Here is a 777-nt window from a genome sequence, read left to right as displayed (position 1 = left end):
CCCGGGGCACCGGTCGACGGGCCGTCGGGGGATGGTCATGCGGTGTTCCCCGCTCCGTCTCCCGGTCGCGGTTCGACGGAAATTGCATTGTCCCGTCCCGGGCGCGGCGGCACAGTGGGTCCGTCCCGGGGCGGGACGGGAGCCGGGAGGTGGGGCGGTTGCGTCGGACGTTGGTGCTCAACGCGGGTTTCGAGCCGTTGGCGACGGTGTCGCTGCGCCGGGCCGTGGTCCTGGTGATGCAGGGCAAGGCCGAGATCGAGCAGGCCCATCCCGGTCTGCGGGTCCGGGCCACCACCGTGGAGATGCCGGTCCCGCTGGTCATCCGGTTGCGCCGGTACGTGAAGGTGCCGTTTCGACAACGGGCGTCGTGGTCCCGTCGCGGTGTGTTGGTGCGGGATCGGTACCGCTGCGCCTACTGCGGGCGGCGGGCGACGACGGTGGACCACGTGGTGCCCCGCTCGCACGGGGGCGGGGACACGTGGTTGAACACCGTGGCGGCCTGCCGGGAGGACAACAACCGGAAGGCCGACCGCACGCCGGCACAGGCGGGGATGCGGTTGCTGAACCAACCGTTCGAGCCGACCCCGGCGGACGCGCTGCTGCTGGCGGTGACCGGCGGTCGGGAGCTCCCGGTGACACCGCGGTGGCCGGCTCTCGGCCGGGGCGCCTGACGGGACGGGCGGTACCCGGCACCCGACGCGGGGGCGCCGGGTGCCGGGGCGGTCTCACTCGAAGCGCGGCTGCTGGCGGCCGGGCTTGTCCAGGGTGGGCCGGGCC

Annotated in this window: 1 protein-coding gene; it reads left to right on the top strand. The window is 74.4% G+C overall.

What is annotated here, in order from left to right:
- Positions 1-158 precede the first annotated feature (158 nt).
- Positions 159-671, top strand: a complete 513-nt coding sequence (locus FNQ90_RS25550; protein ID WP_182608477.1) for an HNH endonuclease — start codon at positions 159-161, stop codon at positions 669-671.
- Positions 672-777: the final 106 nt, after the last annotated feature.

It is taken from the genome of Streptomyces alkaliphilus, from assembly GCF_014141535.1.
GTDB lineage: Bacteria > Actinomycetota > Actinomycetes > Streptomycetales > Streptomycetaceae > Streptomyces > Streptomyces alkaliphilus.
Note: the sequence above shows the minus strand (reverse complement) of the source record. Positions and strands in the feature narration are given on the sequence as shown.